Below are 25,274 nucleotides of genomic sequence, written 5' to 3'. Positions count from 1 at the left end.
GGTCCCGATTACACTTTGTTCAAGAAAATAATTCGCTGATTGCTCGACCCCCGAAATCGGAGCGACCGGTCCATGAGCGGCTGTTCGAAACGACCGTCGACGAGCACATCGGCACGATCGAGCACACTGGTAACATGTTCATCGTCCATCGCTTGTAACTGTTCGAACGTATAGCCTGTATACACCCACACATTTTTCTGAAGTGCCTTGCACCCGTCGACGAGCCGGGCTAGTGCTTCCGGTTGCAGGAACGGCTCTCCGCCCGAGACGGTGACACCGTCCCAACCGGATTGTTCGATTCGAGTGAGCAGGTCCTCGACTGGTACGTCTTCCCCACCTCGCGGGTTCCATGATTCCGGATTGTGACATCCAAGACAGCGATGAGGGCATCCCGCCGTAAAGATGACCGTGCGAATGCCTGGACCGTCGACAACCGATTCGTCAAGTACGGATAGGACGCGCATGATGCTTCACCCTCGCTCGTTCTTCATCTCGTTTCGCCGAATTCCATCGGTCCATCGTGCCGACCAGATAGCCGGTGATGCGACGAATCCGTTCAATCTGCTCTTCCTCGCCACACGTCGGGCACGCGGCATCGATCGTTCCCTCGAGGCCGCAGTTACCGCACCGGTCGACGGGATGATTAATCGATCCGTAGCCGACGTTTTCGGTTCGCATGAGCCGGACGATTGCTTCGACCGCTTCCGGGTTATGGGCGAGCGACCCGTCGACTTCGACATAAGTGATATGACCCGCGTCACAGAGCGCATGGTACGGTGCCTCCAACCGAATCTTGTCACGAATCGACACTGACTGGTATACCGGCACATGAAACGAGTTCGTATAAAAGGCGCGGTCGGTGACACCCTCGATCATCCCGAACGCCTGCTGGTCCTTCAATACGAACTTCCCAGACAATCCTTCGGCCGGCGTGGCCAAGAGCGAAAAATTTAAATCGTGCTGCTCTGCCGCCTGTCTCATCCGATCACGTAAATGAGTGACGATATCGAGTCCGAGACGTTCCGCTTCCCGTGAATCGGCATGCGTGCCGCCTGTGAGCACGCGTAGCGCTTCGGCGAGACCGATGAAACCGACGGACAACGTCCCTTGCTTCAGTACATCCCGTAGCTCTTCTTCCGGTTGGAGTCTCTCGCTGCCCCTCCAGACGTGTTGAGCGTAAAGGAAGCGGAATTCGTCGGCATGACGCTTCGCTTGATAGTCGTACCGTTCGAGCAATTGATCGATGGCGACGTCGACGTAGGCGTCGAGCGTCTCATAAAATGTATGGATGTCCGAAGCGACGAGCGCCATCTTGACCAAGTTCAAGGTCGAGAACGATAAATTGCCTCGTCCGATCGACGTCTCGGCGCCGTGACGATTCCCCATCACTCGTGTCCGACACCCCATATAAGCCACTTCTGAGTCATGACTCCCATCATAATATTGCAAGTTGAACGGGGCATCGACGAAGGAGAAGTTCGGGAATAGACGCTTGCCCGTCACGCGACAGGCGAGTCGGAACAAGTCGACGTTCGGGTCGGTTTCATGAAAGTTGACACCCTCTTTTACTTTAAAGATTTGAATCGGGAAAATCGGCGTCTCCCCGTTACCGAGCCCTCGTTCGGTCGCATGCAATAACTCGCGGATGAAAATTCGACCCCAACGGCTCGTGTCGGTCCCATAGTTGATGGAGACGAATGGCACTTGGCCGCCTCCTCGCGAATGCATCGAATTAGCGTTATGAATGAACGCCTCACACGCTTGATACGTCGCTGTGATTGTCTCGGTCTCAGCGACTTCGAGAAGTTGCTCGGTCGACCATTCGACCGGAAGCTTCTTGAGCCGCTCGAGTTGACGTTCATACGTCTTTTCGACGTATGGCGCTAAATCGACATCGAACATCGGGAACGCTTGACCCCCGTGTTGCATATTCTGATTCGCTTGAAGAATGATCGAAGCGAGTGCCATCGCCGAACGGATGTCCTGGGGTGGTCGAATCGTTCCGTGTCCGGTATGAAATCCGTTCGTCAGCAACTCGCCGAGCGGGATTTGACAACACGTCGTCGATCCCGTCACGTAATAGTCGGCGTCATGGATGTACAAAAAGTTGTCTGCGACGGCCTGACGTGTCCGCTCTGACAACAAGTACATTGTCGACAGCTGTTTCGATACTTCCGAGGATAATCGTGCCAGTTTGCCAAGTGGTGATTTCCCGTCGACGTTGGCGTTCTCTTGTACGAGATCTTGATCTGGGAGAACACAGACATCTTCATAAAGCTGGAGCATGTTCACTCCGCATCACCTCACTATATATTGATAAGAATCGAGTTCATAACTCGATTCAATTCCATATATAGATTATGTCATGTTTGAGCATGGAGATGTGGAGTCTAAATTGTGAGCGTTGGTTGTGATATAAACGCAAAAACAGCCGAGCCCGCATATGGACTCGACCGTTCTTTCAAGTGATCAAACTTATAATTCTTTAGCCGGTTTCACGATTTTTAATTCAACTTCTTCTTTTTCCTCTGACTCTTGGGCTTCGCGCAAGCCTTTCGCGTTCAACCACGTATAAATCGCACCCATGAACAAGGCACCGCCGATGATGTTACCGAACGTGGCCGGAATCAAGTTGTGGATGGCGCCGGCAAAGCTAATCGCCTCAGGGTGTGGGACGACCAGCGTGAGCGCAAACAAGACGAAGTTGGCGATGACGTGATCAAATCCTGACGCGAAGAAGACGGCGACGAGGAAAATCATCGAGAAGATTTGAGCGAACTCATTTTTCATCTGTTTTGGTAAGAAAATCGCGAGACAGACCATCCAGTTACAGAAGATGGCACGGAAGAAAATCTCGACCGTCGTATGATGCATCTTGCTCTCGACGACCGAGAACAGCCAGTTGTCCATCCCGAGTTCTTGGATGACGCCGGTCGGGGCGAGCAACAAGGCGAACAAGACGCCACCGAGCGCGTTCCCGACGAAACAAAGTAACCAGACGAGCATCGTGTCGCTGAGCGTCGTATAGCCGCGTAACGTCGAGGTCGTGAAATACATTGTGTTCCCCGTGAACAGTTCGGCTCCGCCGTAGATGATCATGACAAGCGCGATCCCGAATGAGAACCCACCGATGAGTGTCGTGAACGGCGAATCGATCAAGTACATCCCGTTGACAACTTTAAGTGTGAAGATTGAAGCGAATCCGATAAAGATCCCCGCGAGCATTGCCCGTAAAAAGTATTCCATTGGCCGATAATGAATCATTTGCGAAGATGCCTGAGCTTTTTTTCGTAATGATTCGAGTGCATGGATTTCCATTGATGCCATGTCACAAACCCTTCTTTCTGTTTGAATGAACCCATATAATAAGAACGAACATGTGAAATCATTAACAATATAAGCCCGAATCCAATAAATTGCAATCGACCTTGGACCGTGTTGACATATTTTTCACATCGTAATCGTTTACATTTGTCGGATTTGTGACGAAAAAAACGACCCTTCGCAAAGGGTCGTTCGATACAGCTTATTCTTTGTCTGCAGACTTCTCTTCAGACTCTTCAGATGATGCCTCAGCCGACTCTTCTTCAGTTGCTTCGGCTTCACTTTCTGTCGTTGTGTCTGTGTCTGCCTCGAGCTCTTCAAGAGAGACCGGCTCGTTCACAGATGCGATTTGAAGCTCGCCATCCGAGACGATGTCATAGTCTTTGTTCTCTGGAATGTCAGCTACCGTGACCGAGTCACCGATACCGAGTCCAGAAACATCGAGTTCAATGCGTTCCGGAATGTTAGCCGGTGTCGCCGATACTGTAACTTTATAGAGCGTTTGCGCCAAGAAGCCGCCTTCTTTGACACCTTTCGCGTCACCGACGAGTGTGACGTCCGCTTCGACTTCCGTCGCTTCGTCCATCTTCACGGCCATGAACTCGACGTGCTTGTATTCGTTCGTGAACGGGTCAACTTCAGTCCCGTGAACGAGCGTGTTTACTTTCTTGCCGTCAATGTTCAACTCGATTAGCGCGTTGTCACCGTGGTCGCGGAGAATTTTGCGAAGTGCCATCTCCTCGAATGCTACTGGTGTGCTCTCGACTTTATAGCCGTAGACGACACCTAGTACTTTACCTTCTTTACGCAAGTTTGCGCGGACCGAACGTGGTCGTAATTCTCGTTTCGTTACTTTAAGCGTGTCTGCCATAATCTTTTCCCCCTACTGGTTTATCGATCATGTCTACATCTTGAGGGTGAGGCAGTGAAAAAGCCACCTCTCAACCTCGATGCGTTGAGTGACATGTGTATATTGTTCCCATAGGCACCCGGACATAAACGTTACAGCCGATTAAAAAAAGATTACAAGCGTGTCACATAACCCGTTTGAACAACTTCTCAAGTTCGTACGTACTCCATTTCACCAAAATCGGTCGCCCGTGCGGACACGTATACGGGGACGTCGTCTGATTGAGGTCATGCAGCAATTGCCGCATCATCTCATGGTTCAATGGATGGTTCGCTTTAATCGACCGCTTGCACGCCATCAAGATTGACGCGTCTTCCCGATATTTGGCGAGATTGACAGAGCGGTCCCGAATCGCCATCTCAATCAAATCGCGGACCGTCCCTTCCAAATCATGCTGCGGGTACCACGTCGGAATCTCTCGGATGAGGAACGTGTTGCCACCGAACGGCTCCAAATCGAGCCCCGCTTCTTTCAAGAGCGGAGCGACTTCTTCAATCGCGAGCGTCTCTTCTTGCGTGAACTCGAGTGTGAGCGGGAGCAGCAACAATTGATACTCTTTGTCTGGATTCCCGAGTTGCTCATAAAACAATTCGTATTTGATCCGTTCCTGAGCCGCGTGTTGGTCGATGACATACATGCCGTCCTCGGCGCCGCAGACGATATAGCTCGCATGCAATTGGCCGATGACGTCGAGCGGCGGCAACCGCTCTCCTTTCGTCTCAATTGCGTCTGATTCGACAATCGGGTCGGTCGGTGCAGGCGCTTCATTGACGAGCGGGGTCGGTGACCATCGACTCGGTGACGTGACAGGCTCACGTGGAATCGGATAGTTCCACGTCGGCGGTTCATCCGTGACAGGTGTCCGTTCGACCGTGAAATCAAGTCGCTCTTGTTCGGTCCGATTGACCGGTCGCTCTTTCGGTTTGACCGACGGGATTAAACGCTGTTCCCGGAGTGTCAGTTGGACCGTCTCGCGAATCAACTGGCACAGCTCTTTCTCTTTCGAGAGTCGGACCTCCCGTTTTGTCGGATGGACGTTGACGTCAATCAACATCGGGTCCATGTTCACTTCGAGGACGGCAATCGGATAACGACCAATCGGGAGTAACGTATGGTAGCCCTCGAGTACACTTTGGGTCAACGCAAAGTTCTTGATGCTCCGACCGTTCAAGATGAGCGTCACGTACTGCTTGTTCGAACGCGTCACTTCAGGCCGGACGAGATGGGCGCTCAAACTATAGTCGTTCGTCTTGCTCGACGCGGTGACGATTTGCGCTGCAACTTGACGCCCATAAATGGCGAGCATGACTTGCTTGATGTCGCCATTCCCACTCGTCCGCAGGAGTTCCTTGTCTTCATGGAACGCCGTGAGGCGAACTTCCGGGTGGGACAAGGCGATCCGGTTCAACGTATCGGTGATGCTCGCGAGTTCGGTCGCCGACGTCTTCAAGTATTTGAGGCGGGCCGGTGTATTGTAGAACAATTGACTGACCGCTATCTCTGTTCCGACGTTTGCGGCGGCCGGTGTTTGCGCCGTAACGACACCCCCTTGGAGCGTCATCTCAAATCCGTCCTCTTCAGTTCGGCGTGACTTCAATGTCACATGACTCACTGAGGCGATAGACGCTAAGGCCTCCCCACGGAAGCCGAGTGTGCGAATCCGGAACAAGTCGTGCTCGTCCCGGATTTTGCTCGTCGCATGACGTAAAAAAGCACGCGGGGCGTCCTCTTCATAAAAACCATGCCCGTTATCCCGGACTTTAATGAGACGTATCCCGGCTTCCTCCAAATCGACTTCGATTTTCGTGGCACCGGCGTCAATCGCATTCTCGACGAGCTCTTTCACGACCGAGGCTGGGCGTTCGACGACTTCCCCGGCAGCGATTCGGTTGGCCAGTTGTTCCGGTAACTCTTGAATGATTCCCATTGACTCACCCCTTCTTCGCGGATTGTTGGAGCGCATAGAGCGCCTGCATCGCCTCAATGGGGTTCATCGCCAGCAAATCCAGGTCGAGCAGTTGTCGTTTGATGTCGTCTTCCGCCTCAAATAGTGACAGTTGGGCCACAGGTTCAGCCGGAGCCGGCTGTTCTACAGCTGCCCGTGCCGGTTTCGGTTCTGTCTCGAGCTCAGACAAAATCGTTCGCGCCCGTTCAATCAAATCAGGCGGCAAATCAGCGAGTTCGGCGACGTGAATCCCGTACGATTTGTCGGCCCGTCCCGGATGAACTTCATGCAGGAAGACGACACGTCCGTCCCGTTCAATGGCACGGACGTGCACGTTCTCAAGGGCTGGAATTGTGTCTTCGAGCACGGTCAACTCGTGGTAATGGGTCGAAAACAATGTTTTCGCGCCGATGGTGGCCGCGATATATTCGACGATGGCCTGTGCGAGCGCCATACCGTCATACGTCGAGGTTCCTCGTCCAATCTCATCGAGAAGGATGAGACTATCTGCTGTTGCTTCCGTCACCGCCTGACGTGTCTCCGTCATTTCGACCATGAACGTCGACTGTCCGCTCACCAAATCATCGGCTGCCCCGATGCGGGTAAAGATGCGATCGAACAAAGGAAGTTCGGCCGCTTCGGCCGGCACGAATGAACCGATTTGATGCAGGATGGCAATCAGTGCGAACTGACGCATATACGTCGATTTACCGGACATGTTCGGTCCGGTGATCAAGAGCATGCGCCGCGTGTCATCGAGCGTCAAGTCGTTAGCGACGTATTCACCACGAGGCAATACCGTTTCGATGACCGGATGGCGTCCACGATCGATTTGGACGTGCTTCGACGTCGTCGGCCGGACATAGTCCCGTTTTTCGGCGACAATGGCGAGCGCGAGCAGGACGTCGAGTTCACTTAACGAGCGGGCCAGTTGTTGAAGTGGTTTCGTCTCTTGTTTGACTTCTTCACGTAACGTGACGAACAAGTCATATTCAAGCGTACAGCTCTTCTCCTCGGCACCGAGGATGAGCGCTTCTTTTTCTTTTAACTCAGGCGTGACATAGCGTTCGGCGTTCGTAAGCGTCTGTTTCCGTTCATACCGCCCCTCTTCGAGCAAGCGCGCATTCGCTTTCGTCACTTCCAAATAATAGCCAAAGACACGGTTATAGCCGATTTTCAGCGACTTGATGCCGGTCGCGAGCCGCTCTTGTTGCTCGAGATTGGCAATCCACGTCTTCCCGTTCGCTTTCGCCTCGAGCAGTTCATCAAGTTCGGCCGAATAGCCTGAACGAATCATGCCGCCTTCTTTAATTGAGATGGGTGGTGTCTCGACGAGCGCCGCCTGAAGTCGTTCCGATAGCGCGTCGAACGTGTCGAGCGTCGCATCGATGTGATGCAATCGCGTTGCCGTGACATTCGCGAGCAACTCTCGTACCGCTGGAATGCGTTCAAGCGTGTTCCGCAACTGGACAAGGTCACGTGCGTTGGCCGTCCCGTAACCGACTTTCGCGACGAGCCGTTCGATATCGTAGACGTGACGTAATTGCTCCCGTAATTGATCGCGGAGCATGAAATCATCGACTAAATTTTCGACGGCATCTTGGCGTTCACGAATCGCCTGTTCCGTATAGAGTGGCTGTTCGAGCCAACGTTTCAATAGTCGTCCCCCCATCGCTGTCGTCGTCTCATCGAGCAGGGCGAGAAGTGATCCTTTCCGTTCCCCGGACCGGGCCGAACGGAACAGCTCCAAGTTGCGGGCCGTATTCGCATCGAGTTGCATATGGGCCTCAACCTCATAGGCGACAGCGGGCTGCAAGTGATCGAGGGCGCGTTTTTGCGTCCGCGTCAAGTAAGCGAAAAGGAGTTCGAACGCACTTACTTGCGCCTCGTCGCGGGCGCCGCTCGACAATGAGCTCGCCAATCGCTCTGTCTGCACCGACAGCGGAATGCCGAGTGATGAGAGATGGTCTGCCAACTCGGCGTCATCAACGATGATTTCACTCGGGACCAACCCTTCGACTTCGCGTAGGACGGCCTCGCGCGACGGTAAGGTCGTCAACCAAGATTCACCTGTCGTCACATCGCCGCGGGCGATCCCAAAACGGTCTGCGACGTTCACGACCGATATTAAATACCGGTTCTCTTTCTCACCGAGCGCGGCCATATATGTACCCGGCGTGATGACTTGAATGACTTCACGTTTGACGAGTCCTTTCGTCGCTTTTGGATCTTCCATCTGCTCACAAATCGCCACGTTGAACCCTTTTTCAATGAGTTGCTCGATATAAATCGCAGCGGAATGATGCGGGACCCCGCACATCGGAATCGGGTGCTCGGCGTTTTTTCCGTTTTTCGCAGTCAATGTCAATTCGAGCTCTTTGGCGACGATTTGAGCATCTTCAAAAAACAGCTCGTAAAAGTCACCGAGCCGGTAGAAAAGAAAGGCGTCTGGATAATCGGCCTTGATTGAAAAATATTGTTTCATCATCGGGGTTTGATGTATCGTTTCCATTCGTGTTCACCTCTAGAAATTAGAACAGCTGACCAAAGGCCAGCTGTCTGTTTGTTAGTATCCGCAGCCGCCGCGTGATTTCTCCGCTGCCATGCCGCTTCCTGTTTTACCGGCGAGAACGTCACCGTCCGTCGATTCGATAATGCGATCTGTCACCGAGTTGGCGAGTGTGACCGTCACGTATTGAAGCAAATCGTTCACTTCGACTTGCGTCTCTTGGAACGCCTGAACGACCGGAATCGAATCGAGTTCGTCCATCGCCTTGTCGATTTTTAGCTCGACTTTGGCGAGTGCTTCCGTCTTCCCGTAGTGCTTGCAGTTGACGGCTTCTTTTTGTAAGTATTTGATACGCTTAATCAACGTTTGAACGCGCTCACTTTCGTTCACTTTCGTTTCCGCTTCTTTGAAGCGGGCCACTTCCGGCGTGCTCGCCAATAAGTCGGCTAATTCTCTCGCTTTTTGAATCACAGTTTGATCAGTCACCATCGTAAACCCCTTTGCTCTCTATGATTGAACGCACGTCTTTACGCACGCAAGTATTCCTCATCATTCTACCACGAACTTATGGCAAACGGTACCGCATCGATTCACTTCGAGACGGTCGCCGTCCGAACCATATCGACGTGGGGAATCCCATCCTCTAAGTACTCCTCGCTCGTTCGTGTGAACCCAAAGCTTGCATAGAACGGCTCCACGTACGTTTGCGCTTGCAAATACAAATCGCGATCCCCAAAGTCGGCCACGGCTTCTTGCATCAAGCGCCGCGAATGGCCTTGTCCCCGATGCGTCGATTTTGTGACGACACGACCGATGGCGATTGGCGATTCATCCTCGAGGACACGTAACGCCGCAATCGGGCGACCGTCTGCCTCAATCCAGTAATGGACCGCCGTCACATCTTTCCCATCGACTTCTTGGTACGGGCAATCTTGTTCCACGACAAAGATTTCGGTGCGGAGCGCCAATAACTCATAGAGCTCTCTCGTCGTCAATTCGTCAAACCGTTTTTTCTGCATCTCAACTTGTCCCCCTCATAACTTCGAACCGAGCGCTCGGGCGACGTGGAGCCCGCTCGTCATCGCCCCAATCGTCCCGGCACCTGGAAACACCGTGTCGCCGCAAACGTAAAAATTCGGAAGGTTCGTCCGATAGCTCGCCGCATGGAATAACGCTTGTTGCGGTGTTTGGGCATATCCACCGACCGCACCGTGCGGACGTTTCGTATATTTCACCCATGCCCCCGGTCCGCCCGGAAGCAACAACGACGATGTGCCTGTCCAACTCGGGAACGCCCGTCGCACTGCCTTGACGAGGCGCTCGGTCCATTCTGTCTCTAGTTTCTCATACGTCTCCTTGTCTTTCCAAGCCTGCCACTCCGACAAATCGATATGGGTCGAGACGGTCAATGTTCGTTCCGGCCGTTCGGTTCGGCGCGTATCGTCCGCATCTGACATCGAAATGAAGGCGTGACCTGACGGCAAATCATCACTATATACTTGTTGGAAGAGCGGACGTCCCGTGCACGCCGCTTCCGGTAACGTGACGTAAAGACTGAACGTCCCCCATTGCGACCGTTCTAGTTGACGGCCGTACTGTCTATGGAACTGTCGAGCCGCTTGTCCCGTGACCAACTGAGCGGTCGCCTCGAGCGGGATGGCCGACACGACGACATCGACGAGGTCGAGCCGGCCCCGGCGATCGGTCAACAACCAACCGTCAGCAATCCGCTCGATTTTAACAATTTGTCGTCCGAGAATCGTTTTTCCATCGTCTCTTCGAATCGACCGCTCCAACGCGTGGGCGAGTGTGTACAATCCCCCATCGACGTAATATGCTCCCTCATGGTAAATGGATAAAGCGACGGCCGCGAGCAAATGGCTCGCCTCGCGGGCACCAGTCTGCAAGCTATCGAGCAAAATCCCGTCGATAACCCGCTCGAACGCAGTCCCGTTCAATCGATGCCGTTTTAACGTTGTACCGAGTGGTCGATACAGCTTCCGGAACGACCGGAGCTGTGCCGGTCGAAACGCTCGTATCGCAACCGATGCGTCACGAATCGTTCGAAACGGCAACGCCGGTAGCGTCTCAAACAAAGGACGGATCGTCTCGAAATCGGTCCACACTTCATTCAAAAAAGCACGAATTCGCGGAGCGAGCTCTGGAAATATCGACTCAAGTTCTGCTAAAAACAGATCCCGGTCTTGAAGATAATGGACAGTCTGTCCGTCGAGATGAATCTGCATCACCTCGGTTAACGGGCGAACGTCAATCGTTTCACCTAAGTAGGACAAGACTCGCTCATGCAGGCCGCCCGGTTCAAATCCCATCCCGAGCGTCGCCCCGGCCGGGAACCGATAGTCCCCCCGTTCGAATTTCCCGGCACAACCACCCCATTCTCGTGACGACTCGTATACGGTCACGTCATGGCCGATTCGGCTCGCTAACGCACCCGTCGTCAATCCGGCAACTCCTCCACCGATAATCCCGATTCGCATGTTAATCCCCTCCTGCCTTCATCATACATGGCTTCCCGAAATCCGAGACATTTCAACGTGTTCCGTAGACATATTTCACCGGTCAGGCAGGGTTCTGCCGGTAGATGGCGAAAAAATCGATAAAGGACAGGTGAAACCATATGCGAAGTCGGGTCATCATTTATCTGCTCATTCCAATCTTGATTTTTATCGGTATTTTGATTACACCTCCATCAGAAGAATCACAAAAAGTCGCCACCATGACGGCTGTCAACATTCAAGAGATGATTCCGTATGAACGCGAGTACACGGCACAAAAAGTGTTACTCGAGGAAGCGAACGACGGCCGCGAGGCGATGATCGAGGAGTGGCGGCTCGAACGCGGGGCGCGCACGACTTATAGTTACGTGTTGCGACTTCAGGGGTTCGATACGGTGATTCAAGTTGATGCTGGGGCGGCCAACACACGCTCGGACGGCTATTATGCCATGCAGGCGCACAGCCCCGTCTTTGAAGCGGACGAACCGCTGTCGATCGGTTATCCGATTGTGCTCTTCGCTAGCGAGCAGCGGCTCGTACTGAACCAGATGGAAGTACGCGTCCTATACGAAGAGGACGGTGTCATTGAAAAATGGCGTATCCTAGAATCCACAGAATCTTAATGAAGGCGGAACTAATATGAATCTCACATTTCAACGGGCAACCGAATCACAACAAGCCGAAATTTATGCACTTGCAGGCGTCAATCGTGAGGAAGCGACCAACCACGTGTCGACTGATAGCCGAGAAAAGATGATTGAAGCGTACGAACATTCTGCAAAGTTCGGTGCTTATTTTCTCTGTCTCGTCGATGACGAGACACTCATCGGCTGGACGCAAATCGACAAAGCGTTCGATTATTTGACGGGTGCGGAGGTCGGTTGGGTGAACGACCTATATATCAAACCCGTTTTTCGCGGGCACGGTTATGCCAAATTATTGATGCAAGAGGCGCTCGCCACATTCAAACAAATGGGCTATACCGACGTGCGCTTGAACGTGTATGCGCATAATCAAACAGCGATGCATCTATATGAACAACTTGGCTTCTCCGACGTCAGCAAGTTCATGAAAATTGACATATGAGAGGCGAGACGTCATGCAAAAAATATTATTAATCGGTTCAGGCGGTTCGGGCAAGTCGACACTCGCCCGCGAGTTGGGCGCCCGACTCGGAATCGATGTTCATCACCTCGACGCGTTACTATGGAAGCCGAATTGGACACCCGCCACGCGACAAGAACAAATTGCCACGCAGTCAGCGTTGATTGAACGCGATTCGTGGATCATCGATGGGAATTACGGGGGGACGCTCGATTTGCGAGTAGATGCTGCCGACACGATTGTATTTCTCGACTTACCGAGGATCATTTGTACGTATCGCGTCTTGAAGCGCATGCTTTCCTATCGTGGCAAGACACGTCCGGACATGGGACCAGGTTGTGAGGAACGGTTTGACCCGAAGTTCTTGAAATGGGTGTGGGATTATCCGAAATCGCAACGCCCGCTTGTGATCAACCGATTGCAAGCCCTTCCTGATAACAAACAACTCATCATATTGCATTCACGGACAGAGGTTCGTGCCTTTATAACGCGCGTCGGCACGGAGCAACACCTATGATTCCTAAACTTGAACCAATCGTAGCAGCGAAGACGTTCGTCATAACGCGTTTCCCCAACTGTCGGGCCGCACTGCTCGCCGGGAGCGTCGTCCGTGGTCAAGCGACCGCGACGTCGGATTTAGACATCATTCTCTTCGACGACACGCTCGTCTCGTCTTATCGGGAATCGTTCATCGAAGACGGATGGCACATCGAGCTGTTCGCCCATAACTTAACGTCATATCGCGCGTTCTTCGAACAAGATTGCCGGCGCGCCATTCCATCGTTGCCGAGAATGGTCACCGAAGGCATCGTCTTGAAGGACACGAATATCGTCGAAGACATTAAACGTGAAGCGAGAGCCTTGCTCGACAGCGGGCCGGAGGCATGGTCAAACGAGACGATTGAGATGAAACGTTACTTTCTGACCGATACGCTCGATGACTTGATCGGATGCACTACTCGCGCTGAAGGATTATTCATCGCGAGTACCCTTGTCACGTTAGTCTGCGAGTTCATCCTGCGTACGAATCGACAATGGACAGGATCTTCCAAATGGACGTACCGCGCTCTCGACCGCTACGATGCGATAGCGGCCTGAAAACTCGTCGTGGCCCTTGAGGCGTATTATCAAACGGACGAAACTGATGCGCTCATCCGTTACGTCGATGAGACGCTCTCCCCCTTCGGCGGCCGGTTGTTCGCCGGATTCAGCTGCGGGAAATCAAACGAAACGTGAGGGTATCCCATGTTCTTTCTTCAAATGTCCGGTTTCCCTGGGTCCGGCAAATCGACGCTGTCTCGGGAAATCGCTCGACGACTGGATGCGGTCATCGTCGATTACGATGTCCCGAAGACGGCACTGCTCGAATCGACTTCACAACACCCACTTATGCATACGCTTACAATCGATATGAATCGCCCGTTCGAAGCGTATTTATCCGAAGTCATCGCTATCTCCAAGCGATTGATTGACCACCTGATGCATCCTGTGACTTTTTCCTGGATGTATTTTTTTAATCGTATTTGTATTTTTATGCTTTACAATTAATAATCATACATATACACTTAGTCTCATATCTTGAAGGAGGAATTCATACATGAAAAAGTGGGTCATTACAGGGGGATTAGTGGCAAGTGCATTACTAGCAGGATGTAGCCAAGAGACGACGGGCGAAGAGAAAAAAACACTCGTCATGGGAACGAGCGCCGATTACTTCCCATATGAGTTTGTCGATACGGCGAACGGAGACGAGATTGTCGGATTCGATATCGAGATTGCCGAAACGGTTACGGAACGCCTCGGCTACGAACTTAAAATTGAGGACATGGACTTCGGTAGCCTGCTCGGGGCACTCAACGCCGGACGTGTCGACTTCGTCATGGCCGGTATGACGCCGACCGAAGAGCGGAAAGAAAATGCCGCCTTCTCGGACATCTATTTGTCGGCGACGAACTTAGTCATGACGAAAGATGAGTCACTCGAGTCGATTGAAGCGCTCGCCGGCAAGAAAATCGGCGTCCAAACGGCATCGATTCAAGAGAACATCGCCAAAGACCAAGCTCCGGATGCAGAGCTCGTCTCATTGAACAAGATTCCAGAAATCGTTCAAGAGTTGAATACGGGTCGGATTGACGCGATGGTCATCGAGGACACGGTCGCCCAAAAATACTTGGATCAAGATGCCGGACTGTACACGTTCGCCTTGAAAGAAGATGGCGAGAAAGGTTCTGCCGCCGCCTTTAAATTGGAGGATGACCTTCGCGATCAGTTCAACGAGGAGTTGAACAAGATGATCGACTCAGGTGAAATCGACAAACTCGCCAAGAAATGGTTCTCGATGGAGCCGACGGAATGAGACAAGTCTCGCTACCGATTTATCCAGTCACCTATCCAGAAGGGTACCGTTTGAATCAAAACGAGAGCCAGTTCCCGGTGCCGTCCCGGTTGTATGACCAACTTGCGACAATCTCGTTCCAAGACTTGCATGAGTATCCGGTCCAACCGATTGACGAGTTGTTCACCCGTTATGCGGCCTACGCCGGTGTTGACCCGAATCAGCTGCTCGTCGGTTGCGGGAGTGACGAGATGATTCATGTCGTCACCCAGGCGCTGTTGGCACCGGAAGACGTCGTCTTGTCACCGAGTCCGGATTTCGCACTCTATCCAATTTTCACGACAATCGCCCATGGCCGGCACGTGCAAGCCGATGACCTTTCTTATGACGCACTCGTCCAGGCGATTACGCAACACGAACCGAAGCTGTTGCTGTTGTCGAATCCAAACAATCCGACCGGTAAATTGTGGAGCGTCGCCGAATTGGCCGAACTCGCAGGACTCGTCCCATATTTAATCGTCGACGAGGCGTATATCGACTTTTCGCCGAACTCGAGCATGGTGGCCCACCTTGATTCATTCACGAACGTGATTGTACTGCGGACGTTATCGAAGGCGTTTGGCTTAGCCAACGTCCGCCTCGGTTTCATGGTCACGACGCCTGAACTCACCGCTTATTTCCGTCAGTTCGTCCCACCGTTCAACATTAGCGGGGTCAGCGCGAAAATCGCCAATGTGTTTTTACAAGATGCTACGTATCTCGACGAGGCCATCTCTTGGCACGCCGACATGCGCGGACAGTGGACCGACTTGTTCGCCACCATCGGCCACGTCCATCCCGCCGAGGCAAACTTCATTTACGTCACGCTCGATGAGCCGGAGGCCGTTTGGGCCCACCTCGCCGCGCATGGGGTTCACACATCGAAACAACCGAACGGGATTCGCATCACGCTCGGCAATCAACAAGCCCTTGCCCTGGCACACGAGGCGCTCAGCATTTACGCAACCCAAACGACGAATTAATCAACAACGCTCCGACTGTTTCCAGTCGGAGCGTTGTTGTCATGGGATGAGTTTGATGACTTTTGCCGGATTACCCCCGACGACGGCACGAGCTGGCACATCTTTCGTCACAATGGCGCCAGAGGCGATGACAGCATCGTCACCGACCGTCACCCCTGGATTCAAGATGGCACCGCCGCCAATCCATACCCGATGTCCGACCGTGACCGGCTTCCCGTATTCAAGACCTGAAATCCGTTCAGTCGGGTCGAGCGGATGCGTCGCCGTATAGACGTGCACACCCGGACCGAGCATGCAATCGTCACCGAATGTGATCGGACAGATGTCGAGGAACACACAGTCAAAGTTAGCGAAGAACCGTTCTCCGAGATGAATGTTATAGCCGTAGTCGCATTTGAATGTCGGCTCCAGATAAAACGAACTCCCGGTCGAGCCGAATAGCTCCGCTAACACAGCTTTTCGGTCGTCGATTTCGTCGATGCCGGAACGATTGAATCGTTCCGTCAAACGCCGGGCCTGACGCCGGTCGGCGACGAGCTCCTCATCCCCTGCCATGTAAAGGTCGCCCCGAATCATCTTTTCTTTTTCTGTCATCTGCTTCTCCCCCTTTTCTTTTTTTAGTATAGAGGAATTTCTGACCAAACGGGGAATAGGAACATGACGAACTAGAGGAGGAATAGACAGATGAAACGAATTCTTGATTGCAGAGCCAGTGATTTCTTGACGTTCAACCGCTCGGATTTGATTGGATCGATTCGGAAAGCCGAGGGGCGGACCGTACTCGCCGAGGTCCTCCCGACCGTGCAGCCGCTCTATCCAGAAGTGACGAACGCCGAACTCGCTCGAGCGTTCGGAGCCGATATGATTCTATTGAATATGCTCGACGTGTTCCACCCGTACATAAAGGGTCTCGAAAGCCACGCCTTGTTTGGTAACGTACCGGGCGAGACGATGTCTGACAATCCGATTATGGAATTGAAGCGGCTCGTCGGTTTGCCGATTGGGGTCAACCTCGAGCCGGTCGACTTTTCCGAGAAATCGGAGGACATGTATGACGTAAAACAAGGACGGCTCGCGACACGGGAAGCGTTCGCCAGAGCGTCAGAGCTCGGTATCGACTTCATCTGCCTGACCGGAAACCCGAACACCGGGGTGACGAACGAGGCGATCGAGCAAGCCATCATCAACGCCCGCCAAGAGTTCGCTGGGGTCATCATCGCCGGGAAGATGCATCAAGCCGGCGTCGGCCGTGTACTCGATCAAGAGGCGTATGTCCGCTTCGCTGAGGCCGGGGCCGACATCATCTTGATTCCTGCGCCTGGCACTGTTCCCGGCGTCCGCGAAGACGAATTCTATGAAGTCACGCGTGAGATTCAGGCGTTGAACAAACTCGTCGTCGCCGCCATCGGCACGTCACAGGAAGGGGCCGATGAAGCGACGGTTCGTGACATCGCCTTGTCCTCGAAGCGCGGCGGTACCGACGTCTTCCATATCGGCGATGCCGGTCTGTCCGGAATCGCCACACCGGAGAACATTCAGGCGTTATCCATCGCCATTCGGGGACGGCGCCATACGTATATCCGCATGGCCGCCTCGGTCAACCGCTAATCAAAAGGAACGAAGCCGATAATGGCTTCGTTCCTTTTTGTGTTACCAGTCGGTGACGTCTCGGCGCGGTTTCGCCGGAGTCGTCGTCCCGTGCCGTTTGGCGAGGAGCGCCTCGACGTCTTGTAATGACACGCCTTTGGCGGCGAGCAAGACGAGCAAGTGGTACAAGAGATCAGCCGACTCTTCGACCAAATCTTCATCGTTCAGCGCCGCGATGACGACCTCGAACGACTCTTCCCCAAACTTCTTGGCAATCTTGTCGACACCTTGGTCGAATAGATAAGACGTATACGACCCTTCTTTCGGTGACGCCTGTCGTTCTTGAATCAACTTCTCTAATTCGTGAATCATCCTTCCACCTCCGTGAAAAAGCAGCTTCGATTTCCCGTATGACACGTCGGCCCATTGGCACGGACCCGGACCAAGAGTGCGTCTTGATCACAATCGACGTGGATGCTTTCGAGCTCGAGCGTATTTCCGCTCGACTCCCCTTTCATCCAGAGTCGCCCTTTCGAACGTGACCAGAACGTGACCGTGTTCGTCTCGAGCGTCTTCTGAATCGCCTCCTCGTTCATGTAGCCTAACATGAGGACGGCGTCGTCCTCTGTCGACACGATGATGGCTGGAATCAATCCGTTTGCGTCGTAACGAACCGCATCGGCAAGTTGTGCTCGCTGCATACGTGTTTCACCTCTTCCACTGTCGTTTTCCGGTCATGCAAAATCGAGGCGAGTAGCGCCGCATCGACCTTCTCGAGCGCGTCGACGACATGATTCGCGTTCCCGGCACCGCCAGAGGCGATAATCGGGATATCGACGGCGTCCCGGAGCAAATCAAGGATTCGCAAATCGTAGCCACTCTGCTTTCCGTCCTGATTCATCGACGTGACGAGCAGTTCACCCGCCCCAAGTGCAGCCACTTGCTTTGCCCAATCGACGGCCCGCAACTCGGTCCGGTTCTTCCCGCCATACGTATAGACGAAGTAATCGTCGTCTTCGAACTTGACGTCGATGGCGATGACGATACATTGTGACCCGAACCGCTCGGCCGCTCGTTTAATCAAATCGGGTGATTCGACGGCGAGCGTGTTGAGCGACACTTTATCGGCCCCGGCTTTTAAGAGCGAGGAAATATCCTCAAGCGACCGAATACCGCCACCAACCGTGAGCGGAATGAACACTTTCCGGGCGACGGCACTGACGACGTCAAGCATCGTCTGGCGGCGTTCCGTACTCGCAGTGATATCTAGAAACACGAGCTCATCCGCACCGGATGCGTCATAATACTTAGCAATCTCGACCGGGTCGCCGATATCCCGGAGTGCCACGAACTCGATTCCTTTGACGACACGACCGTCTTTCACATCAAGACACGGAATAATGCGACGTTTAAGCATGGCGCGCCTCCCACTCGATCAAGTCATCGAGGCTGACTTGTCCGGAGAGTAGTGCCTTCCCGACGACCGCTTCGTCGATACCGGCCGCTTGAAGTGCTTCGACATCAGCCTCGGTTGTCACACCACCCGAAGCGATGAGCGTGACCGAAACAGCCTCACGCAGCGCCTTCATCCGCTCGAGATTCGGTCCGTTCAACTTCCCGTCCGACCCGATGTCCGTATAGAGAATCGTTTTGACACCACGGTCAACGAGCCCTTTAGCGGCATCGATATCTTTTAAGTCGGTCGCTTCTTGCCAGCCGTTGACGGCGACGATACCATCATAGGCATCGAGGGCGACGGCGACACGATCCCCGTACTTCGCGAGCGCCCGGTCCAAGAAATCCGGGTCTGTGAACGCTTTTGTCCCGAGCAAGACACGGTCCGCACCGGTCGCCATGACCGCGTCGAGCGCTTCCTCGGAACGGATGCCCCCGCCGGTCTGAACGAAGAAACCGCACGTTTTGGCAAAGCGGACGACATCGAGATGTCTCGGTTCACCGGCTTTCGCCCCTTCGAGATCAATCAAGTGAAGCATCGGTACGCGCCCTTGCCACTCCTTCAATTTCTCATACGGGTCTCCGTACTGTTCTTCTGTATTGAAATCGCCTTCTGTCAAGCGGACGATTTTTCCGTCAATCAAATCAATGGCCGGTAGTAATCTCACGTTCGACCGCCTCCTTCCATTCTTTCAATAAACTGAGTCCAAACGCGCCGCTCTTCTCCGGGTGGAACTGCATCCCCGTGACGAGCCCTTTTTGCACGATGGCTGGCACGTCTTCCCCCATATAATCGGCAGAAGCGATCACATGGGTCGGGTCGGTCACGACGTGATACGAGTGAACGAAATAGACGTCCTCGTCTCGCAAAATCGAGTTCCATCCGACGTGTGGCAGACGTTTCGCACGCATCCGTTCGACGCGGCCTTCAATCAAACCGAGTCCTTCTGTCGGCACCCCTTCCGTGCTCGACTCGAATAAGAGCTGCATGCCAAGGCAAATGCCAAGGAACGGTTTTTCTTGTGCCGATCGTTTCAACAGCGGAATCAGTCCCGTCTCGTTCAGCGATTGCATCGCCTGGGGGAACGCACCGACGCCCGGAAGCAAGATGGCGTCAGCTGCCTCGATGTCGACAGGATCGTTCGTGATGGTGACGTAACAGCCGATGGCTTGGAGCGCCCGTTCGACATTGAATACGTTGCCCATTCCATAATCGATGACCGCGACCTTCATCCTTCGATCAGTCCTTTCGTCGATGGGAGTCGATTCGATCCGTCTTGCCCGATTGCTTCAGCGAGGGCGCGACCGAACGCTTTGAACAGCCCTTCAATCATATGGTGCGAGTTCGACCCGTAGAGCACCTCAAGATGAAGCGTCAAGCGGGCGTTCATCGCCACGGCCCGGAAAAACTCTTCGGCGAGCTCGGTATCAAAGTCCCCGAGTTTCGGATTTTTGATTTCGGCCCGGTAGACGAGGAACGGACGGCCGGACACGTCGACGACGGCACGCGCGAGCGTCTCGTCCATCGGCAAATAACTCGTGCCGTAGCGGCGGATACCGATTTTGTCACCGAGCGCTTGATTGATCATCTGCCCGAGGGCGATCCCGACGTCTTCGACCGTATGGTGAGCGTCGACCCACGTATCCCCTTCGACATGGACCGTCAAATCGATTTGGCTGTGGAACGCGAACAGTGTCAGCATGTGGTCAAAGAAGCCGACGCCTGTCTTAATATCACTTTGCCCCGTTCCGTTTAAATCAAGCTTGAGCTCGATGTTCGTCTCTTTTGTCTCTCGTTTCGTCTCAGCTGTTCTCAAGTGAAGTCACCTCTTCTATCGTTTGTTGAAGCACGCGGTACGCCTCGTCCGTTCCGGCACTGACACGAATCCCGTCCGCGAACGCGCGAACATGTACATCTTTTTCAAGGAAGCGGGCTGCCCAAGCTTCGCTGTCCGGTGTCTCGACGTATAGGAAATTTGCACGGCTCGGTAAGACGTTCCCAATCGGTGCGAGCAACGTCTCAAGCTTTTGTCGCTGCGTTTGATGGAAACTGATCGACTCATCGATATAAGCGGAGTCGTTCAACACGACCGTCGCCACGGCCGCACTCAGCCCACTCACATTGAACGGCGAGCGGAACCGGTCAATCTTCTCGATTAAGCGCTCATCGGCGATCATGAAGCCGATGCGCAGATTCGCGAGTCCGAACGCTTTCGATAACGTCCGGAGAATGATGACGTTCGCGTGGTCCGCCAGGCGGTCTTTGAATGAATCTTCCATCGTGAAATCGATATACGCTTCGTCGACGACCAAATACGGGACTCGACTGGCAATCGTCTCGAGATCATCAAGCGACCACATCTTTCCGGTCGGATTGTTCGGGTTCGATATGAGGACAAGTTTCGGGTGTTCCGCCTCAATCGTTTGCATGAGCGACTTGAACGACAATCCGTCCGCATCCGGCTGCACGAAATTCCCACGGGCGATATGCGTGTAAATGCCATACATCGAAAAGTCTGGAATCGGTGCGGCGACGACATCGTCGGCATCGAGAATGGCCTGACAGAGAATCGCGAGCAATTCATCGCTGCCACTGCCGACCATGAGTTGCTGCGGGCTCACACCGGCATACGCCGCATAGCTTTGTTTAAGCGCCGTCAACTCGTCGACCGGATAATGGCTCAAGTCGAGCGGAAGCTCTCGGATAGCCGTCTTCAAGCGCTCTGGAAAGACATATTGGCTTTCGTTTTGATTCAACGCGTGCCCTTTGACCGCATGCGGGACGTAGCGTGGAATCGTCTCATAGTTCAGTCTCATACGTCCTCCATTCGGACCGCCATCGCCCGGGCGTGGCCGTCAAGTTGTTCTTGTTGCGCGATTCGAATCGCGGCACGCGTGATGCGCTCATCGAGTTCTGTCATTTGCAGGAACGTCTGGCGTCGGTAAAAATCATCGACCGAGAGGCCGCTCGAGAAACGGGCCGTCCCGCTCGTCGGCAGGACGTGGTTCGGTCCAGCGATGTAATCCCCAAACGCCTCCGCCGCTTCATGACCGAGGAAGAACGATCCGCCGTGACGGATGGCTTGCATGTAATCTTCCGGGTCGGCGACGGCGAGTTGGACGTGTTCAGCCGCCATCTCGTTCGCATAACGAATCGCCTCAGCCTTCGTCTTCACGAGGACACCCCCGCGCTTCATCGCCTCTATCGCAATGTCACGCCGCGGTAATTCAGCCAATTGTCGTTCTAATTCTTGTCGAATCGCTTCGGCCAATTCGCCAGTCGTGACGAGCGCAAGTGCCGTCGCTTCGACATCGTGTTCGGCTTGGGCGAGCAAATCGGCGGCGACCCATTTCGGATGGGCCGTCTCATCGGCGATGATGAGCACCTCGGACGGTCCAGCGACCGAATCGATGCCGACGATATGGGAGACGAGCGATTTTGCCGTCGCGACATAGGCATTCCCGGGACCGACGATTTTATCGACCGGTTGAATCGTCTCGGTGCCGAACGCCAAGGCGGCCACGGCTTGCGCCCCGCCGACGAGATAGCATTCATCCGCCCCTGCGATTTTTGCCGCAATCAATAACGACAAATCGATGCCGTCTTGTTTCGGCGGCGTCACCATGACGACACGTTTCACACCGGCCACTTTCGCCGGAATGATGTTCATCAACACGCTCGACGGATAGACGGCCGTCCCGCCTGGCACGTACACGCCGACCGAGTCGAGTGGCATAAAACGGCGTCCAAGTCGGAACATCTCGTCTTCATACACATCGTCTTGACGTCGCTGACGACTGTGGAACGTACGAATCCGTTCGGCCGCGAGCGTCAACGCCTCGGTCAGTTCAGCATATGCGTCAGGTGGCGTAAACGTCGTCAAATCGACCGTTTCGATTTTGTCGACGCCGTCAAATTTTTTCGTGAACTCGAGGAGCGCCTCGTCCCCGTTCGACTCTACGGCCTCGAGGATCGGTTTGACCGCTTCTGCCCAGCTTTCCCGCCGGGCTCGGTTCGTTTCTGTACTCATCGGGCATCCTCCTTGCTCAAGCGACGAATCCACGCCTTCAATTCATCAGGATTGTTGGCGAGAGCCGCCTCACTCGTGATGAACTTGGCGTTCACCGTGAAAATTGTCTCGTATTCTTCAAGGTCGTTCGCGCGGAGCGTCGCCCCCGTCTCGACGATATCGACGATGCAATCGGCGAGTCCTGTAAGCGGTGCGAGTTCGACCGATCCGTTCAACGCAATCACTTCGACGTTCTGTCGTTTCGAGGCGAAGTGAGAGATGGCGATATTCGGATATTTGCTCGCGACTTTCAATTTTTTTGTTCCATTCTTCCGTTCTTTCGGTCCGCAGACCGCCATGCGGCAACGGCCGAACGGCAAGTCGACGACTTCCAGCACGCCAGGCGTCTTCTCTCGCAAGATGTCTCCGCCGACGACGCCGACATCAGCCGCGCCGTGCATGACGTATTTGTAGACGTCATCCCCTTTGACGAAGATGAACTCATGCCCGTCGACTTCGACCGTCAGTTCGCGGCCACGCTTTTCAGGCCAAACGGTAAGTCCGACTTGTTCGAAATAGTCTCGGGCCGCTTTTTCAATGCGTCCTTTTGCGATGGCTACTTTCATAAAATCACCTCACCTAACTGTTCTAAATCAAGGGACAGTCCGAACGCCCGACGAGATTGGCCGAAATGTCCGTATAATGAATCATATCGACCACCCGATAGGACGCGTCGTCCGTCGATGCTGCCTGTCACCGTCAATCCTGAATAATAATCAAAATCACCGGTCTGTCCGAAGTCGTACGATACGTTCAAACCGATGGACCGTAAATGTTCGACCGCCCGCTCGACTTCATCGATTGCTGCCGTCAAGCCCGGCTCGGCGACTTCACGTAACTCACCAAGTGCCGAGTCGCCAATCAAGAACGGTAATTTCGCGATTAACGGGTATTGATACGTATCGGCGAGTTCCCGGAGTGACTCCAAATTGCGAAGCGCCAAATATTGGCGGAGCGTCCGCTCAGGGATACCGGCTTCGTCGGCCACGGCGGCGACCAAGGCTGCTGATCCGACTTGAATCCGGAGTCCGTCTTGTGGCAGGACACGCTCGGTCATACTGAGGAACGAGGCAATCAACTCCATATCAGGAGCGTCCCCGTCAATCCATTCGAGACCGAGCTGTTGACGTTCATGCGGCTGTCCCGAATGCTTCGGGGTACGCCGGTAGACGGCACCGGCATATGCAACACGCATCGGCTCATGACCGTCCGCGAGTTTCCGTGCGATTTGTAACGTATAGTCTGGACGCATGACGAGCAACTCTCCGTCATTTCCGAACAGACGATAATAGGCCGACTCATCGAACAAGGCCAAGTCTTGATAGTGCGAATAATATTCTACGAGTGGCGGTTCGATCACGCTGTAGCCGTTCGATTCAGCTCGTTCGAGAAATGATAACATCCACTGCTTCGGACGCAGAACGTCCTCCCCTTGCAATTCGTGCCATCCTTCCGGGATGGATCCTTTTGTATTGAACCAAATCATCGATATCACCCTTTATCTTATTATCACTTTACCAAACTAAAGTAGTGTGTTAAATTTATCAAACCAAGCCGGTGCTGTCAACCGGCGAACTCGAAAGGAATGTCGCTTGATGATTGACTTTACCCGTGATGGTCACCTTCACACCCCATTTTGTCCACATGGCTCGACAGACCCGCTCCAGGCGTACGTCGAACAGGCGTTAGCCCGTGGTATCAAGACGCTCACGTTCACAGAACATGCTCCGCTCCCAGCCCGGTTTCAAGACCCAACACCAGACAAAGATTCGGCGATGGCGTTCGAATTGCTTCCGGATTATATCGAGGCCGTGCAGTCGTTAAAACGGAAGTATCCCGAACTCGACCTTCGCCTCGGCTTAGAGATCGACTACTTGCCCGGCTATGAAGCTGAGACGTTGACGTTGCTCGAGCCGTATGCCGACGTATTAGATGAAACAATCTTGTCTCAACACTTTCTACTCGTCGCCGGTGAGCTCCTGCCTGTCGACTTCTCGCTCGAGACGTTTCATATCCTCGTCGAACGTGTCGGTTCGTTCGAGGCTGTGATGAAACAATACTATTCGGCGCTCGCTGCCGGCCTCGTATTCCCTTGGGAACGCCTGAAAGTGGACCGCATCGGACATATCGATTTACCAATCAAATATCAGACCAAGTATGTATGGGACCGCTCAAACGCCCTGGCCGAACAGTCGCGCCTGCTCCAGACGATGGCCGCTCGCGGTTTCGGTCTCGACCTCAATACGGCCGGACTGCGCAAGCCTGAATGCGGACAGCCGTATGCCATCGACGTCGCATCTGAGGCGGCCAGACTTGGAATCCCGTTCGTACTCGGTTCGGACGCCCATATCGCCAAAGACGTGGGCGCTGGGTTCGAAACAATACAAAAAAAAGCCACGTTCCTATGAGAGGGCACTGAAAAACTTCAAATGATTTTGAACAGAGGAGCGTCGTCCCGGGAGGGATGACGCTCCTCTGTTTTCATCGCCCTTCAGCC

Annotated in this window: 25 protein-coding genes and 3 pseudogenes; 9 read left to right on the top strand and 19 right to left on the bottom strand. The window is 53.8% G+C overall.

Features of this window, described 5'->3' with window-relative positions; genetic code table 11:
- Nucleotides 1-8 precede the first annotated feature (8 nt).
- The 9 genes from nrdG to KNP68_RS11815 form a co-directional block, all read right to left on the bottom strand.
- Nucleotides 9-464, bottom strand: a complete 456-nt coding sequence (nrdG, locus tag KNP68_RS11855; RefSeq protein WP_214755880.1) for an anaerobic ribonucleoside-triphosphate reductase activating protein — start codon at nt 462-464, stop codon at nt 9-11.
- Entirely contained in the window at nt 442-2,286 is a 1,845-nt protein-coding gene (locus tag KNP68_RS11850; protein ID WP_214799675.1) for an anaerobic ribonucleoside triphosphate reductase, read from the bottom strand. Before KNP68_RS11850 ends, nrdG begins: the two co-directional genes overlap by 23 nt.
- Nucleotides 2,287-2,475: 189 nt before the next feature.
- Nucleotides 2,476-3,318 (bottom strand): formate/nitrite transporter family protein, encoded by an 843-nt coding sequence (locus KNP68_RS11845; protein WP_371819376.1) that lies wholly within the window; start codon nt 3,316-3,318, stop codon nt 2,476-2,478.
- 208 nt (nt 3,319-3,526) lie between these two features.
- A complete protein-coding gene (locus KNP68_RS11840; protein ID WP_214799673.1) occupies nt 3,527-4,195 on the bottom strand; it encodes a 50S ribosomal protein L25/general stress protein Ctc in 669 nt (222 codons plus the stop codon).
- A gap of 163 nt (nt 4,196-4,358) precedes the next feature.
- The gene (gene mutL, locus KNP68_RS11835) at nt 4,359-6,161 is read right to left on the bottom strand and encodes a DNA mismatch repair endonuclease MutL (RefSeq protein ID WP_214713713.1); all 1,803 of its coding nucleotides are present in this window, start codon (nt 6,159-6,161) and stop codon (nt 4,359-4,361) included.
- 4 nt (nt 6,162-6,165) lie between these two features.
- On the bottom strand, nt 6,166-8,691 hold the full coding sequence (mutS, locus tag KNP68_RS11830) for a DNA mismatch repair protein MutS (RefSeq protein ID WP_214799671.1): 2,526 nt from the start codon (nt 8,689-8,691) through the stop codon (nt 6,166-6,168).
- Nucleotides 8,692-8,745: 54 nt separating this feature from the next.
- On the bottom strand, nt 8,746-9,177 hold the full coding sequence (locus tag KNP68_RS11825) for a YlbF/YmcA family competence regulator (protein ID WP_021067281.1): 432 nt from the start codon (nt 9,175-9,177) through the stop codon (nt 8,746-8,748).
- A gap of 101 nt (nt 9,178-9,278) precedes the next feature.
- Nucleotides 9,279-9,707 (bottom strand): GNAT family N-acetyltransferase, encoded by a 429-nt coding sequence (locus KNP68_RS11820; RefSeq protein WP_029595612.1) that lies wholly within the window; start codon nt 9,705-9,707, stop codon nt 9,279-9,281.
- A 15-nt stretch (nt 9,708-9,722) separates the two neighbouring features.
- Nucleotides 9,723-11,186, bottom strand: coding sequence for a phytoene desaturase family protein (locus tag KNP68_RS11815; protein WP_214799669.1), 1,464 nt, complete (start codon nt 11,184-11,186; stop codon nt 9,723-9,725).
- Between the two features lie 140 nt (nt 11,187-11,326).
- On the opposite strand from KNP68_RS11815, the gene KNP68_RS11810 reads away from it, so the two are divergent.
- From KNP68_RS11810 to KNP68_RS11780, 7 genes and pseudogenes are all read left to right on the top strand, one after another.
- Nucleotides 11,327-11,827: a hypothetical protein gene (locus tag KNP68_RS11810; protein ID WP_214799667.1), complete on the top strand. Its 501-nt coding sequence runs from the start codon at nt 11,327-11,329 to the stop codon at nt 11,825-11,827.
- Nucleotides 11,828-11,843: 16 nt separating this feature from the next.
- Complete coding sequence (locus KNP68_RS11805; protein WP_021067277.1) at nt 11,844-12,290, top strand: GNAT family N-acetyltransferase; 447 nt, start codon at nt 11,844-11,846, stop codon at nt 12,288-12,290.
- A gap of 13 nt (nt 12,291-12,303) precedes the next feature.
- On the top strand, nt 12,304-12,825 hold the full coding sequence (locus tag KNP68_RS11800; RefSeq protein ID WP_214799664.1) for a DNA topology modulation protein: 522 nt from the start codon (nt 12,304-12,306) through the stop codon (nt 12,823-12,825).
- A pseudogene (locus tag KNP68_RS11795) lies at nt 12,822-13,544 on the top strand (nucleotidyltransferase domain-containing protein). The gene KNP68_RS11800 and the pseudogene KNP68_RS11795 overlap by 4 nt, the downstream one beginning before the upstream one ends.
- A gap of 9 nt (nt 13,545-13,553) precedes the next feature.
- Nucleotides 13,554-13,679: pseudogene (locus KNP68_RS15195) on the top strand (P-loop nucleotide/nucleoside kinase family protein); the annotation flags it as partial.
- 226 nt (nt 13,680-13,905) lie between these two features.
- Nucleotides 13,906-14,664 carry a transporter substrate-binding domain-containing protein gene (locus KNP68_RS11785; RefSeq protein WP_021067270.1) on the top strand — a complete coding sequence of 253 codons (759 nt, stop codon included), beginning with the start codon at nt 13,906-13,908 and terminating at the stop codon, nt 14,662-14,664.
- On the top strand, nt 14,661-15,665 hold the full coding sequence (locus KNP68_RS11780) for a pyridoxal phosphate-dependent aminotransferase (protein ID WP_214799662.1): 1,005 nt from the start codon (nt 14,661-14,663) through the stop codon (nt 15,663-15,665). The genes KNP68_RS11785 and KNP68_RS11780 overlap by 4 nt, the downstream gene beginning before the upstream one ends.
- Before the next feature lie 39 nt (nt 15,666-15,704).
- Here KNP68_RS11780 and KNP68_RS11775 read toward each other — a convergent pair whose 3' ends face one another.
- Nucleotides 15,705-16,259 (bottom strand): maltose acetyltransferase domain-containing protein, encoded by a 555-nt coding sequence (locus tag KNP68_RS11775; protein WP_021067267.1) that lies wholly within the window; start codon nt 16,257-16,259, stop codon nt 15,705-15,707.
- Between the two features lie 90 nt (nt 16,260-16,349).
- On the opposite strand from KNP68_RS11775, the gene KNP68_RS11770 reads away from it, so the two are divergent.
- Nucleotides 16,350-17,273 carry a DUF7916 family protein gene (locus KNP68_RS11770; RefSeq protein WP_214799660.1) on the top strand — a complete coding sequence of 308 codons (924 nt, stop codon included), beginning with the start codon at nt 16,350-16,352 and terminating at the stop codon, nt 17,271-17,273.
- Between the two features lie 42 nt (nt 17,274-17,315).
- Here KNP68_RS11770 and hisIE read toward each other — a convergent pair.
- The 9 genes and pseudogenes from hisIE to KNP68_RS11720 form a co-directional block, all read right to left on the bottom strand.
- A pseudogene (hisIE, locus tag KNP68_RS15325) lies at nt 17,316-17,953 on the bottom strand (bifunctional phosphoribosyl-AMP cyclohydrolase/phosphoribosyl-ATP diphosphatase HisIE).
- Complete coding sequence (hisF, locus tag KNP68_RS11755; protein WP_021067263.1) at nt 17,902-18,669, bottom strand: imidazole glycerol phosphate synthase subunit HisF; 768 nt, start codon at nt 18,667-18,669, stop codon at nt 17,902-17,904. The pseudogene hisIE and the gene hisF overlap by 52 nt, the downstream one beginning before the upstream one ends.
- Entirely contained in the window at nt 18,662-19,375 is a 714-nt protein-coding gene (gene hisA / locus KNP68_RS11750; protein ID WP_021067262.1) for a 1-(5-phosphoribosyl)-5-[(5-phosphoribosylamino)methylideneamino]imidazole-4-carboxamide isomerase, read from the bottom strand. Before hisA ends, hisF begins: the two co-directional genes overlap by 8 nt.
- The gene (gene hisH, locus KNP68_RS11745; RefSeq protein ID WP_021067261.1) at nt 19,353-19,940 is read right to left on the bottom strand and encodes an imidazole glycerol phosphate synthase subunit HisH; all 588 of its coding nucleotides are present in this window, start codon (nt 19,938-19,940) and stop codon (nt 19,353-19,355) included. Before hisH ends, hisA begins: the two co-directional genes overlap by 23 nt.
- On the bottom strand, nt 19,937-20,524 hold the full coding sequence (gene hisB / locus KNP68_RS11740) for an imidazoleglycerol-phosphate dehydratase HisB (RefSeq protein WP_214799658.1): 588 nt from the start codon (nt 20,522-20,524) through the stop codon (nt 19,937-19,939). The genes hisH and hisB overlap by 4 nt, the downstream gene beginning before the upstream one ends.
- Nucleotides 20,511-21,524 (bottom strand): pyridoxal phosphate-dependent aminotransferase, encoded by a 1,014-nt coding sequence (locus KNP68_RS11735; protein ID WP_214799656.1) that lies wholly within the window; start codon nt 21,522-21,524, stop codon nt 20,511-20,513. The genes hisB and KNP68_RS11735 overlap by 14 nt, the downstream gene beginning before the upstream one ends.
- Nucleotides 21,521-22,738, bottom strand: a complete 1,218-nt coding sequence (gene hisD / locus KNP68_RS11730; protein ID WP_214799654.1) for a histidinol dehydrogenase — start codon at nt 22,736-22,738, stop codon at nt 21,521-21,523. The genes KNP68_RS11735 and hisD overlap by 4 nt, the downstream gene beginning before the upstream one ends.
- Nucleotides 22,735-23,343: an ATP phosphoribosyltransferase gene (hisG, locus tag KNP68_RS11725; protein WP_214713732.1), complete on the bottom strand. Its 609-nt coding sequence runs from the start codon at nt 23,341-23,343 to the stop codon at nt 22,735-22,737. Before hisG ends, hisD begins: the two co-directional genes overlap by 4 nt.
- A complete protein-coding gene (locus KNP68_RS11720) occupies nt 23,340-24,263 on the bottom strand; it encodes an ATP phosphoribosyltransferase regulatory subunit (protein ID WP_021067256.1) in 924 nt (307 codons plus the stop codon). Before KNP68_RS11720 ends, hisG begins: the two co-directional genes overlap by 4 nt.
- 109 nt (nt 24,264-24,372) lie before the next feature.
- Between KNP68_RS11720 and hisJ the strand changes: the two genes are divergently transcribed.
- Complete coding sequence (hisJ, locus tag KNP68_RS11715; protein ID WP_214799652.1) at nt 24,373-25,185, top strand: histidinol-phosphatase HisJ; 813 nt, start codon at nt 24,373-24,375, stop codon at nt 25,183-25,185.
- Nucleotides 25,186-25,274: the final 89 nt, after the last annotated feature.

The organism is Exiguobacterium sp. s50, from assembly GCF_018618175.1.
Taxonomy (GTDB): Bacteria; Bacillota; Bacilli; order Exiguobacteriales; family Exiguobacteriaceae; genus Exiguobacterium; species Exiguobacterium chiriqhucha.
This window is presented reverse-complemented; position numbering and strand designations above follow the sequence as displayed.

Bases quoted from the DNA above. Each gene is read 5' to 3' on its own strand.
- nrdG (WP_214755880.1), bottom strand. From the start codon at position 464: ATGCGCGTCCTATCCGTACTTGACGAATCGGTTGTCGACGGTCCAGGC.
- KNP68_RS11850 (WP_214799675.1), bottom strand. From the start codon at position 2,286: ATGCTCCAGCTTTATGAAGATGTCTGTGTTCTCCCAGATCAAGATCTC.
- KNP68_RS11845 (WP_371819376.1), bottom strand. From the start codon at position 3,318: ATGGAAATCCATGCACTCGAATCATTACGAAAAAAAGCTCAGGCATCT.
- KNP68_RS11840 (WP_214799673.1), bottom strand. From the start codon at position 4,195: ATGGCAGACACGCTTAAAGTAACGAAACGAGAATTACGACCACGTTCG.
- mutL (WP_214713713.1), bottom strand. From the start codon at position 6,161: ATGGGAATCATTCAAGAGTTACCGGAACAACTGGCCAACCGAATCGCT.
- mutS (WP_214799671.1), bottom strand. From the start codon at position 8,691: ATGGAAACGATACATCAAACCCCGATGATGAAACAATATTTTTCAATC.
- KNP68_RS11825 (WP_021067281.1), bottom strand. From the start codon at position 9,177: ATGGTGACTGATCAAACTGTGATTCAAAAAGCGAGAGAATTAGCCGAC.
- KNP68_RS11820 (WP_029595612.1), bottom strand. From the start codon at position 9,707: ATGCAGAAAAAACGGTTTGACGAATTGACGACGAGAGAGCTCTATGAG.
- KNP68_RS11815 (WP_214799669.1), bottom strand. From the start codon at position 11,186: ATGCGAATCGGGATTATCGGTGGAGGAGTTGCCGGATTGACGACGGGT.
- KNP68_RS11810 (WP_214799667.1), top strand. From the start codon at position 11,327: ATGCGAAGTCGGGTCATCATTTATCTGCTCATTCCAATCTTGATTTTT.
- KNP68_RS11805 (WP_021067277.1), top strand. From the start codon at position 11,844: ATGAATCTCACATTTCAACGGGCAACCGAATCACAACAAGCCGAAATT.
- KNP68_RS11800 (WP_214799664.1), top strand. From the start codon at position 12,304: ATGCAAAAAATATTATTAATCGGTTCAGGCGGTTCGGGCAAGTCGACA.
- KNP68_RS11785 (WP_021067270.1), top strand. From the start codon at position 13,906: ATGAAAAAGTGGGTCATTACAGGGGGATTAGTGGCAAGTGCATTACTA.
- KNP68_RS11780 (WP_214799662.1), top strand. From the start codon at position 14,661: ATGAGACAAGTCTCGCTACCGATTTATCCAGTCACCTATCCAGAAGGG.
- KNP68_RS11775 (WP_021067267.1), bottom strand. From the start codon at position 16,259: ATGACAGAAAAAGAAAAGATGATTCGGGGCGACCTTTACATGGCAGGG.
- KNP68_RS11770 (WP_214799660.1), top strand. From the start codon at position 16,350: ATGAAACGAATTCTTGATTGCAGAGCCAGTGATTTCTTGACGTTCAAC.
- hisF (WP_021067263.1), bottom strand. From the start codon at position 18,669: ATGCTTAAACGTCGCATTATTCCGTGTCTTGATGTGAAAGACGGTCGT.
- hisH (WP_021067261.1), bottom strand. From the start codon at position 19,940: ATGAAGGTCGCGGTCATCGATTATGGAATGGGCAACGTATTCAATGTC.
- KNP68_RS11735 (WP_214799656.1), bottom strand. From the start codon at position 21,524: ATGAGACTGAACTATGAGACGATTCCACGCTACGTCCCGCATGCGGTC.
- hisD (WP_214799654.1), bottom strand. From the start codon at position 22,738: ATGAGTACAGAAACGAACCGAGCCCGGCGGGAAAGCTGGGCAGAAGCG.
- hisG (WP_214713732.1), bottom strand. From the start codon at position 23,343: ATGAAAGTAGCCATCGCAAAAGGACGCATTGAAAAAGCGGCCCGAGAC.
- KNP68_RS11720 (WP_021067256.1), bottom strand. From the start codon at position 24,263: ATGATTTGGTTCAATACAAAAGGATCCATCCCGGAAGGATGGCACGAA.
- hisJ (WP_214799652.1), top strand. From the start codon at position 24,373: ATGATTGACTTTACCCGTGATGGTCACCTTCACACCCCATTTTGTCCA.